The sequence below is a fragment of the Phyllobacterium sp. CL33Tsu genome (genome assembly GCF_900113985.1).
Lineage (GTDB): Bacteria > Pseudomonadota > Alphaproteobacteria > Rhizobiales > Rhizobiaceae > Phyllobacterium > Phyllobacterium pellucidum.
This window is the reverse complement of the sequence record NZ_FORJ01000003.1, coordinates 425,478-443,139: the sequence shown is the minus strand read 5'-3', so window position 1 is coordinate 443,139 and position 17,662 is coordinate 425,478. Positions and strand designations below refer to the sequence as shown.

Here is a 17,662-nt window from a genome sequence, read left to right as displayed (position 1 = left end):
TTGACTATCCAAGCCGCGCCTAAAACGGTTGTTCGAATAGGTGGCGGTGCCGGTGCACCGACAGCCGCACCCATCGTGAGCAATAACCCCAACACGCCTGTAGCCCAAGTGCCGCAAGACGATGCCGTTGCGGCACTGCGTCATTTGTTACGCGTCGAAGGAGAGATTCGGGCTTGCCGAAGCGTCGACGAGCTCAGCGTTCTGCTCGTTAACGAGATCCGCAAGATGACGGAGGCCCGCATAGCGTATTTCCTTGATATTCGTTCGGGAGATCCCCGCATAATCAAGGTGTCGGGCGCCAGCGAGATCGATCGTAACGCGCCCGCTATTCGCTGGCTTCAGAAGGAACTCAAAACGCATCCACCTCCGCTCGGGTGGGAAAAAATGTCCCCCCTGACGTTAAGGAGCGGCTCCGCTGCTGAAGAACACGAGGCACGTACATTCCCGTTTGCGCAAGCATATTGGCTGCCGCTGAGCTACCCGAATGTGAAACCGGCCAGTGGCGTACTTGTCGTTGGGGAGCAGCCGTTCCAGGAGGGACAAATCGCCATCGGCGACCGGATTGCAGGAACGGCAGCGCACGCTGCGACTGTTCTTGTACACAAGGTGCCACGCCACAAGATGCGGCCCCATTTGCGTGGCCTTTTTTACCTTCTTTCAATCGCCGCTATTGCCACCATGTTCTATCCGGTGCCGATGACTGCGCTGGCGCCCATGGAAGTGGTTCCGCAAGATCCGTTCGTCGTCGCCGCGCCGATTGACGGTGTGATCGATAATATTGTTGCGGCTCCCAACTCCATGGTCAAAACCGGGGACGTGGTCGTTCAGTATGTGGACACCGTTCCACGCAACCAGTTGCGGATTGCTGAAGAGGAAGTCAGCGTTGCGGTCGCGAAGTTGCGGCAACTACAGCAAAGCTCATTTGTCGATGAGAGCGCAAAGCGCGAACTTGCACAGTCGCGTGCCGAACTGAAGCTCAAGATCGCCGAGCGCGACTTTGCGCAAGACACATTTGAAAAGTCGCAAATTCGTGCGGCGCGAGATGGCATCGTGGTCTACGCGGACCGCAAGGAATGGGTTGGCAAGCCCGTGGTTACCGGGCAACGCATTCTGGAAATCGCCGACGTGAACAAGGTCGAATTACGAGCCAACCTCCCGGTTGCCGAGGTGCTGAATCTTAAGCCAGGTGCCCCCGTCCGCGCGTTTCTTGATGGCGATCCGCTCAATCCTCTTGAGGCCACGGTCAGCTCCACCAGCCAACAAGCCCGAATGGTAGAAGGGCAGGGACTTGTCTATCGCATCGACGGGCAGTTTGACTCCGGTCGTCCGCTGCCCCGGCCGGGCGTACGGGGTACGGCCCAGCTATTCAGTGATAAAGCCCCGCTTGGCTACTATCTTTTCCGGCGGCCTCTGACGTGGCTCCGGCAGAAGGTCGGTTTGTGATGACGAATCCTCCCCAAGGCCAAGGGTCGGTTGTTGCTCCGGCATTGCGGCAGGACCTGCGTCTGCACTCGGGCTCGAGGGATAGCGGCGAGGGGCATTGGCTGGTCTACGATCCGATCGCACACCGCTATCACGAGGTCGATGAACGAGCGTACCAGATATTGCAGCACTGGCGCGGCAACGTGCAACTCGATGCGCTGGCTGTCCATTTGACCGCACAACTGGGTGATGAGGTCTCGCTTGAGGATCTCTATCAGTTGACAATGATGCTCGATCAGGCCGGCTTGTTTGCCGAACCCATTGCAGGCTGGAAGTCTGTCTATAAGAAGCAGCAGGACAGGCGGCGCGGGCCTCTCTCCTGGCTTTTGCACAATTACCTCTTTATCCGCGTGCCTTTGCTGAAGCCCGACCGGTTCTTGCAGACGACGCTGCCCGTTGCCCGGCTGTTCGCATCTCGCGTGGCCCTATCGACCATCGCCCTGCTCGGGCTTGCTGGCTTGTTCATGGCATCACGCCAATTGGACACGTTCTCTCACACGTTCCTGTTCTTCTTTTCGCTGGAAGGCGCGCTCGGCTATGCGGTGGCGTTGTTCTTCGTGAAGATTTTTCACGAATTGGGCCATGCCTACACTGCGAAGCATTTCGGCTGCCGGGTACCAACCATGGGTATCGCATTTCTCGTACTTGCTCCGGTTCTTTATACCGACGTAACCGACACGTGGCGTTTGCAATCCCGTCGGCAGCGCCTGTTGGTGAGCGGTGCCGGCATGATGGTTGAACTCGCCATAGCGGCGATTGCAACATTCCTTTGGGCATTGTTGCCCGACGGGATCCTGAAGAGTGCCTGCTTCTTCATTGCGACCGCGAGTTGGGTGCTGAGCCTTGCGATCAATCTCAGCCCATTGATGCGCTTCGACGGCTACTATCTGCTTAGCGATTATTGGCGGATATCTAATCTGCAACCGCGCGCTTTCGCTCTATTTCGCTGGGCAATACGGGAATTTTTGTTCAACCTTGAGGCTCCGTGTCCGGAGGACTGGTCATGGCGCCGCCGAGCAATGATTGTCTTCTACGCTCTCGCCGTTTGCATATACCGCCTTGGGTTGTTCATTGGTATTGCACTCATCGTCTACCACATGACGCAGGTCAAGATGCTTGGCATCCTCCTGTTTACCGTCGAAATCTTGTGGTTCGTCGCACGACCCGTCGCCAATGAAATCAAGGTCTGGTGGGCTCTACGGGATCGGATCGCCGAGCATCGCCGGTATCGGCTTTCTGGTGCCGTCGCAGTGCTCGTCGTGTTGTCGATCATGATCCCATGGCCGCATCGCGTCGAAATGCCAGCTGTGATGGAGCCGGTTTCGGTCCAACGCATCGCCGCCCCCGTCGCAGCGCAGTTGAAGCAGATCATGGTCAAGGCGGGGGTTCACGTCAAACCGGGCGACATCCTCTACAGGCTGGAATCGCCCAAGCTGACACTCGACCTCGTAAAGACACAGACCAACCTCGATTTGGCGTTGTTGCGCCGGGCGCGCCGGGTCGCTGACCAGCTTGACCGCAACGCCACGATCGTGATCGATCAGGAAATAGCCAGTCTTGACGAGCAGATGGCTGGCCACCGGCGTCTTGAGAACGACCTGACGATGAGGGCAACTGTTGCCGGTGTGATAGAGGACGTCACGCCTGATTTGCACGTGGATCGTTGGGTCGGCAAAGGTGAGGAACTGGCGCTAGTGGTTGCCGACGGCGGCCACCAGGTACGCGGCTACGTACCCGAGGATCTCGTCTTCGCAGTTCAAACCGGTGCGCGAGGCCAGTTTATACCGGACGAACCTTTGACGGCCAAATCCGGCGTTCGTCTGGCCTCAATCAGTGCCGGAGGCGTGTCGGCGCTCGATCTGCCTTATCTGTCTTCCACCAACGGTGGCGCGATTGCTGTAAACGAAGACAAGGAGAAAGGCGCGGTCCCGGTGGAAGCCCAATATCAGTTCATAATGACAACCGATGCCGCCCAGCCGGTCACTTTGCCGGTCCTGCGCGGTGTCGTGAGGATCGACGCCAATCCTGAAAGTGTATTCAGCAGGACGGCAAGGCGCGCCCTTGCCGTGCTCATTCGAGAGTCCGGTTTCTGAAGCATACCAGCATGACGTAGTTTGTGTTAAACCAGCGGGTCAAAGCAGGTTTTGGGGAACATGGCATTTGTGCTCCCAATGAGGTCTGCAACCCTTCGTGATCGATACGAGGTGTGTGATTATGTTCCGTGAGCGCGGTGTCAATACGTTCCCCGGTAATGGTGATCTTGGCGGCGAGAATGCCGACAGGCCGCGCAAAGCGACGAAAACGCCAATGCTGCGCACGCTCGAACCCCGCATGGTCTTCGACGCGGCGGCCGACGTTGCCACCCAGCACGCTTTGGCACCCGCACACCCCGAACCTGCCGTCGATGCAGGGCACCCTTCGATTGTCGAGCCGGCCTGGAACCATCTGGCGGAGGCACTGAAGGCCGCTCCGGTCACGCCGGTAGACAAGTCGGCGGATGCAAACGGTCCGGCGCCAATTACGCCTGTTGCAGCCCACCCAGCGGTAGCCAATAAGGCCATCGACACCGTCGCCAAATTGCCGCCGCTGAACACGATCATCGACGATGCAATCAAGCAAGCTTCTACGGCAGCCGGCGACAAGATCGCCGAGCAGGGGGAGTTAGCCAAGACGGCAGAGCTCCATGAAGAAGAAATCCACGGTGCGATTGAGGCCGCTGTGCAGAAAGCGCTGGCGGTTGCCAACGGGGAGGTCGTCCGCGCAACCGAGCGCCTTGCAAGCGTGCCTCCCACGTCAAATCATGGGCTGGAGTCGCTGAGTTCAAACCCGATTGCTCCAGCTGAAAGGGCGATCGATAACCTTGCCGCAATAGACCCTAAAGGCGCGCCATCGCAATGGGACGATGCCGGATTTGCTGTGTTGGGGGCTTCAGCAGACAGGCAGGAGGTCAGCCCCGCTCACGCCTTGACGGAACATTTAGCGAAGGTCGAACCGGCGCCTGATCACGCCGCGACTTCCGGGAAAGTACAGCCCACTGCGACGGTTGAGGCGACAACCGATCGACCGTCGGAGACGGCGAAACCAGATACGCACGCAGAGCCGACGACCGAAAACCATCTGCCGGTTGCGGCCGATCGGGTCGTCACTGATCCCCGTGCCAGCGACACAAAAAGTGCCGATGTCACCGTCGCGGCCGGAGCGACTGAAACGGCGTCGCAGGAGGTGTACTTCGTTTGGGACAATGTGAAGGACTGGCAACAGATCGTCGCGAGCCTCGGCAGCAGCGCGCGCGTTTACGTGCTCGATTCGACCAAGGATGGCGTGGAGCAGATCGCCGCCATTTTGAAAGGCGAGCGCAATATCTCTGCGATCCATCTTATATCGCACGGTTCGGAGGGTAGCCTGAGCCTCGGAACAGCGGTTCTGGATGCAGCCAGCATGCAGGGGCAATACCGCGACGAATTGACGACGATCGGCCAGGCGCTGTCGCAAGATGGCGATATCCTCATCTATGGCTGTGATTTCGCCGCAGGTGATGATGGTCTTCAGGCTGCGGTCATTCTTGGTGGTATCACACATGCAGATATTGCAGCCTCGACGGATGCTACCGGGGCTGCGGCACTCGGCGGCGACTGGGATCTCGAGCGGCAGACCGGAACGATCGAGACGGCGGTCTTGACCGACTACGCCTACCAGTCCTTGCTGGCGGCGCCTGCGATTGATCTCGATGGAGCCGCCGGGTCGACTGGCAGTTTCACAGCGGGCTACACTGAAAATTCCGCTCCCGTTCCCATTGTCGCCGATGGCGCCCTTGGCGCAACCGTTACCGACAGCGACAATGACATTCAAAGTATCGCCATTACCGCCGATGCCGCTCCAAACGGAAATGCTGAGCACCTTACGATCGGCGGCCAGATAGTGGGTCTGGGTAGTGACTTTACAGGTACGGTTGTGGTTGGGGCGACCACCTTTAACGTCGTCTACACGGCTGCGACGCGGACCTTTACCATCACCAACGCTTCCGGCGGAGCGATCCCGAGCGGCGGTGATACCAACACGCTGATACGTTCGATCACATACGATAACACTTCGGATGATCCGACCAACGGCGGGGCAAGCACCAGCCGGGTGTTTACCTTCACCGCGACGGATGCAACGGCCGTCACGTCGGCCGCAAGCACCGCGACCGTTGCAATCACTGCCGTCAATGATGCACCGGTGGCCGCCAACGACACCAACACAATTGCCGAAGATACGGTCGCGACCGGGAACGTGCTGGCCAACGATACGGATGTTGACGGTGCTCTTACGGTGACGCAGTTCGTGGCAGGCGGGACAACCCATCCGGCTGGCGAGACCGCAACGCTCGCGGGCGTTGGCACCCTCGTCATCAATGCCGACGGCTCGTATACGTTCACGCCAGAGGCCAACTATAACGGACCAGTTCCGGTCGCGACTTATACAGTATCGGACGGCAGTTTGACGGCGACGGCCACACTGACGCTGGACGTCACACCGGTCAACGATGCTCCCGTGGATGGCGATGAAACCAATACTGTCTCCGAAGACACGACCCTGACGGTGGCAGACGGTGCTGCGGGCGATCTTCTCAACAACGCCACGGATATTGACGGCGGCCCGCTGACGATCAGCGGCTTTGCGGTCGCGGGCCAGGCAGGCCCCTTTGTCGTCGGCACCGGCTATCTGATCGCTGGCGTGGGCACGATCACGATCAATGCCAACGGGTCATACTCATTTGCGCCGGCTGCCAATTTCGTCGGCACTATTCCGCTGATCACCTACACAGTGTCGGACGGTGCAGGTGGCACCGATACATCGACGTTGGCGCTGACCATGGTCGGGGCCAACGACGCACCCGCAGGCACCAATAATACTTTGACCATAAGCGAGGATACGTCTTACACCTTCACAGCGGCGTCGTTCGGCTTCACCGATCCCAATGACACACCGGCCAACGCATTCCAGGCCGTGATCATCACGACGCTACCATCGCCAAGTGAAGGCACGCTTCTCCTTAATGGCAATGCCGTGACGGTGGGTCAGACGATAGCCGTCGCCGATATCCCGAACTTGACGTTCCAACCTGCCGCCGACGTCAATGGCACCGGTGTTGGCGCGTTTACCTTCCAGGTCGTCGACAACGGTGGCACGGCGAATGGCGGGCAGGATACCGATCAGAGCCCGAACACCTTTGCCTTCAACATTACTGCGGTCAACGATCTGCCTGTTGCCACCGACGATACGGTGACCACGCCTGAGGATACGACGCTTACGGGCAATGTGCTCGCCAACGACACCGACGTGGATGGCGACACCCTGACGATTACAAGTTTTTCTGCACTCAATGTTACGGCAATACCCGGACAGACAGGGACGATACCGGGCGTTGGCCAGATCACCATGAACGCCGACGGCAGTTACACGTTCGTACCGGTTGCCAACTTCACCGGACCTGTACCGGTGATCACCTACACAATTTCTGACGGCCACGGCGGCACGGACACTGCAACGTTGAATATCACAGTCATATCGGTGAACGACCCGCCAGTTGACGGCAATGAGACCAACACCGTCATCGAGGACACGACGCTGACGGTTGCCGATGGCGGTTCGGGGGATCTCCTCAACAATTCCAGTGATCTCGACGGAGACCCGCTGACGATCACCGATTATACTATACCAGGCGTCAATGGCGGCAACCCGATCGCTGCGGGTACAGCGACCCTCATCCCGAACGTCGGCACGATCACAATCAACGCCAACGGCAGCTACTCCTTCGTACCGGTTGCAAATTATGATGGGCCCATTCCGGTCATCAGCTACACCGTCTCCGACGGTACGGACACTGACACGTCAACACTGACCTTGACCATGACGCCGGTCAACGATGCCCCAATTGCAGTGGATGACGCGGCAACGACACCGGAAAACACCGCTGTTTCGGGCAATGTGTTGGGCAACGACACCGATGTCGATGACCCGACGCTCACGGTGACGTTCTTCACGATCAACGGCACGACCTACGGCGCCGGCACGGCAGCGCCGATTCCGGGGGTCGGCACAATGCAGATCAACACCGACGGATCGTACACCTTTACCCCGGCCCCGAACTATGACGGTCCGGTTCCGCCTGTAACCTATACCGTTTCGGACGGCGAGTTGACCGACACGGCCATCCTGACGATTACCATCACCCCCGAGAACCAGCCGCCGGTTGCCGGCGACGATACCGGCACCACGCTCGAAGATACGACACTGAGCGTGCCGGCCTCGTCCGGCCTGTTGACCAATGACACCGATGTCGATGGTGATCCATTGACGATTACGGAGTTTACCGTCGCGGGCGATCCAACGGTCTATTCGGCCGGCGATACGGCGACGATCGCGGGGGTCGGCAATCTCACCATCAATGCCGATGGCAGCTACACATTCGTGCCGGCGCCAAACTACAACGGTCCGGTTCCTGTTGCCACCTATACGGTCTCGGACGACAGTGGCGCGACCGACCAGGCTACGCTTACGCTTGACGTTACGCCCGTCAATGATCCGCCCGTCACCATCGACGATACGGGTACGACACCCGAGGACACCCCCCTCAGCGGTAGTGTTCTGACGAACGACAGCGACCCGGATGCCGGTGATACGCTGACCGTCGTCGGCTTTTCCGTAAATGGCAATACGTTCTTTGCTGGTTCGACGGCGACGCTTCCCCAAGGCACGATCACGATCAACGCCGATGGTACCTACACACTGGTTCCGGCCGCCAACTATACCGGCCCGGTGCCAGTGATTACCTATGTAGTGGTCGATGAAAATGGGGCGACATCCACCGCGACACTGACACTCAATGTGACCCCGGTGAATGATCCGCCCGTCGCCAACGACGACAATGCCACAACGCAACAAGATACACCCGTTAACGGCAACGTGCTCGCCAATGACACCGATGTTGACGGCGATGCTCTGACAGTTACCGGATTCGTGGTTGACGGCACCACATATGGTCCTGGCGAAACGGCAAATATCCCTGGCGTCGGCAATCTGACGCTAAACGCGAACGGCAGCTACACCTTCGTGCCTGAGCCCGGCTACACCGGGCCGGTTCCTGATGTGACCTACACCGTTTCAGACGGCACTACATCAGATGATGGCACGCTGACCATAGACGTTATTCCGCCGAATGAGGTGGGTGCAAACAACGACGTCGCCACGACGCCGGAAGACATAACGCTTAACGGCAATGTGCTGGCGAACGACGTCGGTCCCGATAGTGCTCCGATCTCGGTTGTCGATTTCCAGGTTGCGGGCGATCCGACCGTATACACACCCGGCTCGACCGCAACCGTTGCAGGCGTTGGCGCACTGACAATCAACCTGGACGGCAGCTACACCTTCGTTCCGGCACCCAACTATTTTGGTCCAGTTCCGGTGGTAACTTATACGGCTACGAATGGTACGGTAAGCGACACGGCGACTCTGATCATTACGGTGACGCCGGTGAACGACCCGCCGGTGGCGGTGGATGACACAGGTGTCACGCCGGAAGATACGCCACTTAGCGGCAATGTGCTGAGCAACGACACCGACATCGACAGTGCGTTGACCGTTACGGGATTTTCCATCGGTAATATCAACTTCAACGCGGGACAGACCGCGCCGATTCCAAACGTCGGTCAACTGACGATCAACGCGAGCGGCAGCTACACCTTTGTGCCCGCAGCGAATTACAACGGTCCGGTGCCGGTGGCAACCTACACGGTCTCCGACGGCAACGGCGGCACAGATACCGGCACGCTGACAATTACCGTCACGCCGGTAAACGACGCACCAGCGGCCGTCAACGATACCGGCACAACGCAGGAAGACACGACACTCAACGGCAATGTGCTGACGAATGACACTGATGTCGAAGGCGCTACGCTGACAGTAAGCGGGTTCGAAGTCGCTGGCACCACCTACACGGCCGGCCAGACAGCGACGATAACCGGCGTTGGCCAGCTGACAATCAACGCAAACGGCGGCTATACCTTTGTGCCTGCATTGAATTACAACGGCCCTGTCCCTGTGGCTACTTATACAGTGTCCGATGGCACGTCGACCGCTACGGCGACGCTGACCATTAACGTCACACCCGTCAACGATGCGCCAATTGCTAACGACGACACTGCGACCTTGGCCGAGGACACGACGCTGACGGTTCCCGCGGCCTCCGGATTGCTGGCAAACGACACCGATGTGGAGAATGCGTCACTCACGGTGGAAGGGTTCGAGGTTGATGGTGTCCTCTTCGGCGCGGGCACGACCGCGACGATTCCCGGCGTCGGCCAACTGACGATCAATGCGAACGGAAGCTATACCTTCACGCCCGTCGCCAACTTCAACGGAACGGTTCCACCGGTGACCTACAGGATCTCGGACGGCAGTGACGGAACGGACACCGCCGTGCTGACGATCACGGTGACGCCGGTCAACGACGCCCCAATCGACGGCAACGAGACCAACACTGTCGTCGAGGACACGACGCTCACGGTTACCGACGGAGCCGCGGGCGACCTGCTCAACAATGCGACGGACATAGACGGCATCGATACGCTGACGATCACCGACTACTCGATTCCAGGTGTGAATGGCGGTAATTCAATCGCAGCGGGAACGGCAACCCTTATCCCGGGCGTTGGTACGGTCACCATCAACTCGAATGGCAGCTACACGTTCACGCCTGTCGCGGATTACACTGGACCTATACCGGTCATTACCTACACCGTCTCGGACAACGCCGGCGGCACCGATACCTCGACACTGACCTTGTCGATTACACCGGTCAACGATCCGCCGATTGCCGTGAACGATATCGTATCGACACCGGAAGATACGACGCTCACGGGCAATGTACTTGGAAACGATGTGGACGTGGATGGCGATACGCTGAGGGTCACTTTGTACTCGGTGAACGGCCTTGGTGGCTTCCTTCCCGGTGCGCCGGCGGTGATCCCCAACGTCGGTACCCTTACCATCAATGCCGACGGCAGCTACACCTTCGTACCCGTGGCGAACTACAACGGCCCGGTACCGTTCGCAACCTACACAATCGCCGACGCAAGCGGGATCCAGGATACCGCCGACCTCATCATTGTCGTAACGCCGGTGAATGATCCGCCGGTTGACGGCGACGAAACCAACACCGTTACCGAGGACACGACGCTGACGGTGCCAGCGGCGGGTGGCCTGCTTGCCAATGCGACGGACATCGACGGCGGCCCGCTTTCGATCACGGGATATACGGTTGCCGGCATTAACGGTACGGTGGGCAGTGCGGTGGCAATCGCCGGGGTTGGCGCGATCACTATCAACGCCGATGGCTCCTATACATTCGTGCCTGAGCCGAACTACACCGGCCCGATCCCGCTCATTACCTACACCGTCTCGGACGGCGCCGGCGGTAGCGATACCTCGACGCTGACCTTGACAATGGTTCCAGTGAACGATCCGCCGGTTGATGGCGACGAGACCAACACGGTCATCGAGGACACGACACTGACGGTTCCGGCCGGCGGCGGCCTGCTTGTCAACGCCAGTGACATTGACGGCGGCGCGTTGACGATATCGGGGTTTACCATTGCCGGCGTTACTGGCACGCAGCAGATCGGCAGTCCGGTGCCGATAACGGGCGTCGGAACGATCACCATAAACGCCGACGGCTCCTATTCCTTCGCCCCCGCCGCGAACTACACAGGACCGATCCCGGTCATCACCTATACCGTCTCCGATGGCGCCGGCGGCACCGACACTTCGACGCTGACGCTGACGATCACACCGGTGAACGATGCGCCGGTTGATGGCGACGAGGCCAACTCGGTCACCGAAGACACGACGCTGACGGTGGCCGATGGCGCGACAGGCGATCTGCTCAACAACGCCGTCGATGTCGAAGGCAACCCACTGACAATAACAGGCTATACGATTGCTGGCGTGATAGGCCCGCGGCCGGTGGGTACCCCGGTTGCGATAACGGGTGTCGGCACGATCACCATTAACGCCAACGGCTCCTACAGCTTTATCCCGGTTGCGAACTACGCCGGTGCAATCCCCGTGATTACCTACACCGTCTCTGACGGCAATGGCGGCACCGATACCTCGACACTGACCCTCACGATCACCCCGGTCAATGACGCACCCGCGGGAACCGACCATAGGGCAACGATCAGCGAAGATACGGCCTATACTTTTGCCGCTGCGGATTTCGGCTTTACTGATTCGAACGATAGCCCGGCGAATGCGTTGCAGGCGGTGATCATCACGACGCTCCCACCCGCGGCCGAGGGCACGCTGCTTCTGTCTGGCGTGCCGGTGACGACGGGCCAGGTCATTACACTGGCGCAGATCCCCGATCTCACCTTCCAGCCGGCGGCCAATGTAGCCGGCCTTGGCATCGGTGCGTTCACCTTCCAAGTCGTGGATAATGGCGGCACGGCGAATGGTGGCCAGGACACCGATCAGAGTCCGAATACCTTTGCCTTTAACATAGCACCGGTGAATGATCCGCCGGTTGATGGCAACGAGACCAACGCGGTCATCGAGGACACGACATTGACGGTTCCGGCCGGCGGAGGCTTGCTTGTCAACGCCAGTGATATCGACGGCGACCCGCTGACGATCACCGGCTATACGATCGCCGGCATCACCGGCACGCAGCCGGTCGGCAGTCCGGTCATAATCGCCGGCGTTGGCACGATGACCATCAATGCAGACGGTTCCTATTCCTTCGCACCTGCGGCGAACTATACCGGTCCAATCCCTGTGATTACCTACACGGTATCGGACGGCAGAGGAGGTAGCGATACGTCGACGCTGACGCTGACGATGACGCCGGTGAACGATCCGCCGGTTGACGGCGACGAGACCAACTCTGTCACCGAGGATACGACGCTGACGGTGACCGACGGTTCGACGGGGGATCTGCTCAACAACGCCAGCGATGTCGAAGGCGACCCGCTGTCTATCACCGGCTATACGATTGCCGGTATCGCCGGCAATCAGTCGCTGGGCACCCCGGTGCTAATTGACGGCGTCGGAACAATCACCATCAATGCAGATGGCTCCTACAGCTTCGTGCCGGTTGCGAACTATGCCGGCCCGATCCCTGTCATTACCTATACCGTCTCGGACGGTAATGGCGGTACAGACACCTCGACGTTGACGTTGACCATGATACCGGTGAACGATCCGCCGGTCGCATCCGACGATACCGGCACGACGCCGGAAGACACGACGCTGACCGGCAATGTGTTGACCAACGATACGGATATCGACGGAGGGCCACTGAGGGTGACGCAGTTCGTCGTTGGCGGCACCACGTACACAGCGGGACAGACGGCCTCTATAGCCAACGTCGGCTTGCTCACGATAAATGCACTCGGGACCTACAGTTTCGTGCCTGCACTCAACTACAACGGTCCGGTTCCGACGGCCTCCTACACAATCTCAGACGGCAACGGCGGCACCGACACGGCAACCCTGTCAATTACCATCACGCCGGTCAACGATCCTCCCGGCCCCGATCCAGACCGGGGTGCCCTTCCGCCACAGAGCAGTGTTGACGGTAGGGTCGTGGTTCCCGTCCTTGTAGCGGAACATTTCGCTGACGTGGACGGCGATGTGCTTACCTATTCCGCGCGCGGCTTGCCCCCGGGGCTCTCGATCAACCCGGTCACCGGCATTATCAGCGGCAGGCTCCCGAACGACGCCAGCCAGGCAAGTCCGTACATTGTCGTGGTAACTGCCACCGATCCCTCGGGGCTATCAGCGCGAGAAATTTTCGTCTGGACGGTTATTAATCCCGTTCCAGTTGCCAATGATGACGTCGGAACAACTGCAGAAGACACCGTCCTGACCGGTACGGTGATCACAAACGACAGTGACCCTGACGGCGATGCCATCAGCGTGGCGCAGTTCACGATTGGCGGCACAACCTATGCTGCCGGACAGACAGCGAACCTTGCCGGCGTCGGCTCACTGGTCATCAATGCCGACGGCAGCTATACGTTTACGCCAGCGCTTAACTTCAACGGCGTCGTCCCGATTGCAACCTACACGTTGCGGGACAATGACGGGGGCACAGATACTGCCACCTTGGCGCTTGTTGTTACCCCGGTCGATGACGTTCCGATCCTCGTCGATGACCACGCGAGCGGCAATGAAGACACGACAATAACCGGTAACGTTCTGACGAACGACAGCGATCCGGACGGTGACACGCTATTTGTAACGGGCTTCACGGTTAACGGAGATCCGACAAGCTACCTCCCCGGCGAGACAGTGACAATTCCAGGCGTAGGTACAATTTCCCTGCAATCGAATGGCGATTTTACCTTCATACCCGCGCCTAATTTCGATGGTCCGGTTCCCGACATCCTCTACAACGCTTCGGATGGCAATGGCGGCACTGGCCAGGCAAAGCTTGTGATCACCATCACGCCGGTTGACGACTTTGTACCCGTGCCCGACCAGAACGAGCCGAACTTGCCTGTCGGCCTCGATTATGGATTCGAACCGATCACGGCGGACGGCGCTGTGCTCGATGCGGTTGATGAACTGGGCAGCCTGAACGGCATAGACCACTTTGCCGATCGCCCGATTGATGCGCCGGTTAGGTATGCGCTTGAGCCTTTTCTCGGCGGTTCTTCAACCATTATCGTTGACCTGCCTCGGGGAGGGGAGGAGAAGATCCACGTCGAAGCGATCAAGCACTCCGGTGTCCTTTATTTGCAGATCATCGACGAGAAGGCAGATGGTGGCGAAACGTCCGTCCTGAACTACAGATTGCGAGCGCAGGATGGCTCGCCGGTCCCGGTTTGGCTCAGGCAGGTCGGGCCGATGACCTTTGCTGGCTACCCTGACGCCAATACCGGCACGCTCGATCTCATTTTGTCGGTTGTACGACGTGACGGGCAGGTGTCAGACTATCGATTGCAACTGGATACCGTCAGTGGGCATCTATCCAGACCGCCGGCCCCGGAAAATCACGGCTTTGAAGGCAGATTGGCACCCACGTTCGCTCAACAGATGAATGAAAGGCCACTCAACCAGAATATAGAGCTTCTGGAGCGGGCTTTGGGCTTTCTGTGATTGCAACTCAACGCCTTCGGCCGCAAAGCGATAAGGCCTATTTAGCCCTTATTGAGCGGCTGCCAGTGAGTTGATGGCCGTTGCGACTGCACTTCGGTCGATCGGCTTCAACAGATACCCTGCGGCGCCGGCCTTGATGCACTTCTCCCGCATCTTGGGGGCGTCGGCTCCCGTTATGATGAACGCCGGTATAGCGCTTCCTTCGGCACGCATTCGCGCCAACAGATCGATGCCATTCAGTTCAGGCATATGCAGATCGACCAGAGCGCAATAGATGGGCTCCTCATGAAGGCCCGTCAGAAACGCTTCGCCGGAAGAGAATTCAATGGGTCGAAAGGAGAGCGATGATATCAGCCGGCGCAAGGCTCGGCGTACCGAGGCGTCATCATCCACAATTGCCACGCGCAGGCCCACCGTCTCCATACCTGTTTATTACAGCATACTGGCGGCGTGGCGTAGTTGGACTTGGGGCCAATGCCTGTCGTCAGATTTTCGCCTGCGTCACCAGACGCACCAGTTCTGCGATGGTCTTGACGTCCATTTTGACCATCATGCGGCTGCGGTGAACCTTGATCGTCTTCTCGACCGTACCGAGGTCGCCCGCGATCTGTTTGTTGAGCTGGCCCGTCACGACATGATCAAGAACTTCGCGCTCGCGCGGAGTGAGGGTCGCCAGGCGCTGTTCGAACGATTTTCGCTGCTGACCATCGTGGCGGGAGCGCTCATCCTGAGCGAGTGCGGTATCCACCGCCGCAAGAAGCGCCGGCGCGTCCACTGGCTTGGTCAGAAAATCAATCGCGCCCGCCTTCATTGCCCTGACAGTCGTCGGAATGTCTCCGTGACCGGTGAGAAATATGACAGGACGCTCAAGATACCGAACCCATTCACACCAGGCAGGTTCAAATCGACAACTGCGCATCCTGGTCGTTCCGGACAATGTTGGTCCAGGAAATCTTCGGCATTGGCATAGGTTGCAACTTCGTAGCCTGCGGAGGCTAAAAGTCTGTGTAACGCGCGAAGCACACGCTCATCGTCATCGACCAGATAGATCAGGGGCGTCAAATCCATCATGTTTCGCCTCTATGCCGGTGGCAGCACCAATATAACACGTGCGCCCGGACTGTAACCTTCATCAAATTTCAGCGTACCGCCGTGGGCCTGAGCGATGGTGTTGCAGATCGCCAAACCCAATCCCAGGCTCTTTTTCTTGGTGCTGACGAATGGCTTGAACACTTGAGAACGAAGCTCCGGAGATACGCCGCGCCCCTTGTCGGAGACAGTGAGCTCGCGCGTGCCGTTCTCACGCGTCCGGGTTTCAATTTCTATCTGCCGCTCTGATGCCGGAAGGTGCGACATCGCATCTGCAGCGTTCAGCACGAGATTAAGAATAACCTGCTGCAGCTGCGGGAAATTCGCACGCACGCGGACTTCAGGCATCTCCTGCTGCAGCTCCACACCGGTTTGGCGTGCCATCAACTCGCTGCGGGCAAGAGCAAGTGTCGTTGAGACCACTTCATTGAGGTCTATGCTGTCGAGATGCGTTTCGCCTTTCAGCATCAATCGCCGCAACTGTACGATTACGGTTGCCGCTCTTTTGTCGTCTTCAATGATGTCGCCCAGAATGTCGCGGATTTCAGCGACATCGACCGGATTATTTTCAAGCAGAAGCGCTCCCGCTTGAGCGTTTGCCAGTATGGAGGTCAAGGGTTGATTGAGTTCGTGCGCCAGAGCGCCGGAAAGCTCACCTAGTTGGGTTGTTCTGGAAAGGTGGGCCAGTTCAAGCCGTTCGAGGACCAGTTCCGCCTGAAGGCGGCGCTTGCGGCGGTCTTGAATAATCAGCGCGGCGATAGTTGCACTCTGCAATACGATCACGGTCAGTGCCGCGATGATCTCGAGGTGATATTTTTCCCAGATCGATGGAGAATAATTGAGTATCTGTGAGCCTTTAGGGATGAGAGTGTGATCAATCCCCAATCTTTTGATCACATTCCAGTCGACGATTGGACCGTCCGGAACAAGCGTGGTTTGTGGCCCAGAGGTGTCTCCGTCGATAATCCGGGTTGCGATGGCCCCCATTTCTTCGCCGATGGCCTTGAACGTTCCGACGTATCCCCCGACCATGCCCGCTCCCATATACGAGCTATACACCGTGTAGACGGGGGCATTGGAGGCGGCGGCGATTTCGGCAGCTGCATCGCGCGGAACGAACTTTCGTCCATCGGCATCTTGAAACACCGTCAACACCAGGAGCAATGTCTGTCGGGGAAGATCGTGGGCCGCCTTTTTGAAACCATTGAGTGAGAGGCCGGAAAGGTAATTGACTTCCAGCCCACCATACCGATCACCCAGGGCTTGCCGGGCTGACTCCTCCCAGCTGCGGTCGAAGGCGGATGATCCAGTGATCACGACGACCTTTTTGGCATCGGGCTGTAGTTGGGTTGCAAGGTCCACTGTCTTGCGCACGTCGAAGTGGCTGATAACCCCCTTTGCGTCAGGGGGCACTTTCCGATCCCTCATGGAATCTTCGGTTACGGCGCCGAAGACCATTGGGACGTTCGCACCGATCTGCGCGCGATGATCCAGGAGAAACTGTACCGCCCCAGGTCCGATGGCCATCACGACGTCGAAGGATACCCCTTTGTATTTTGCAGCAATTGCATCTGCCAGCCGGTTGACGCGATCCACACCCGGAAAGCGCACCGTATCGAGGTATTCGCTGTAGGATTCAAGGTTGGCGGGCATCCGCTTGTGCAAGCTGTCGGACAGTCCTTGCGCGACTTCAATGGCGGCAAACAGGGTGCTCTCGTTCTCGTATATCGCAAGCACGCGTCGAACCGGTTCAGCATGCGAATGAGAGAAGGACAATATCAATACGGCGCAACAAAACACCAGCGCTCTTGTGGCGTCTCGAATTTTCTCAATCGCGGTTGCAGGCAAATCGAGAAAAAAACCATCCGGACGTGAGCGTAGCCAAGGGCTGACCCGGCGTGCTTTCAGTCCTCCGGAAGGTATTCCTCTCGCAATCTGAAGCAAA

6 protein-coding genes and 1 pseudogene are annotated in these 17,662 nt (G+C 58.7%); 3 read left to right on the top strand and 4 right to left on the bottom strand.

Going from position 1 to position 17,662, the window contains the following annotated elements; genetic code table 11:
* The 3 genes from BM074_RS14740 to BM074_RS14730 all read left to right on the top strand — a co-directional run bounded on the left by BM074_RS14740 (window position 1) and on the right by BM074_RS14730 (window position 14,628).
* Window positions 1-1,443: an efflux RND transporter periplasmic adaptor subunit gene (locus tag BM074_RS14740; protein ID WP_139217679.1), complete on the top strand. Its 1,443-nt coding sequence runs from the start codon at window positions 1-3 to the stop codon at window positions 1,441-1,443.
* Window positions 1,443-3,575: a site-2 protease family protein gene (locus BM074_RS14735; protein WP_091922944.1), complete on the top strand. Its 2,133-nt coding sequence runs from the start codon at window positions 1,443-1,445 to the stop codon at window positions 3,573-3,575. Before BM074_RS14740 ends, BM074_RS14735 begins: the two co-directional genes overlap by 1 nt.
* Before the next feature lie 121 nt (window positions 3,576-3,696).
* Window positions 3,697-14,628, top strand: a complete 10,932-nt coding sequence (locus BM074_RS14730) for an Ig-like domain-containing protein (RefSeq protein ID WP_091922943.1) — start codon at window positions 3,697-3,699, stop codon at window positions 14,626-14,628.
* Between the two features lie 48 nt (window positions 14,629-14,676).
* Here BM074_RS14730 and BM074_RS14725 read toward each other — a convergent pair whose 3' ends face one another.
* From BM074_RS14725 to BM074_RS14715, 4 genes and pseudogenes are all read right to left on the bottom strand, one after another.
* Window positions 14,677-15,030, bottom strand: coding sequence for a response regulator transcription factor (locus BM074_RS14725; RefSeq protein WP_244532867.1), 354 nt, complete (start codon window positions 15,028-15,030; stop codon window positions 14,677-14,679).
* Window positions 15,031-15,112: 82 nt separating this feature from the next.
* Window positions 15,113-15,439 (bottom strand): response regulator transcription factor, encoded by a 327-nt coding sequence (locus tag BM074_RS22765; protein WP_244532874.1) that lies wholly within the window; start codon window positions 15,437-15,439, stop codon window positions 15,113-15,115.
* Window positions 15,434-15,696, bottom strand: a pseudogene (locus BM074_RS22760) (response regulator); the annotation flags it as partial. The gene BM074_RS22765 and the pseudogene BM074_RS22760, both read right to left, overlap by 6 nt.
* 12 nt (window positions 15,697-15,708) lie before the next feature.
* Entirely contained in the window at window positions 15,709-17,661 is a 1,953-nt protein-coding gene (locus tag BM074_RS14715) for a sensor histidine kinase (protein ID WP_244532866.1), read from the bottom strand.
* Between the last annotated feature and the right edge of the window lies 1 nt (window position 17,662).

Bases quoted from the DNA above. Each gene is read 5' to 3' on its own strand.
- BM074_RS14735 (WP_091922944.1), top strand. From the start codon at position 1,443: ATGACGAATCCTCCCCAAGGCCAAGGGTCGGTTGTTGCTCCGGCATTG.
- BM074_RS14730 (WP_091922943.1), top strand. From the start codon at position 3,697: ATGTTCCGTGAGCGCGGTGTCAATACGTTCCCCGGTAATGGTGATCTT.
- BM074_RS22765 (WP_244532874.1), bottom strand. From the start codon at position 15,439: ATGAAGGCGGGCGCGATTGATTTTCTGACCAAGCCAGTGGACGCGCCG.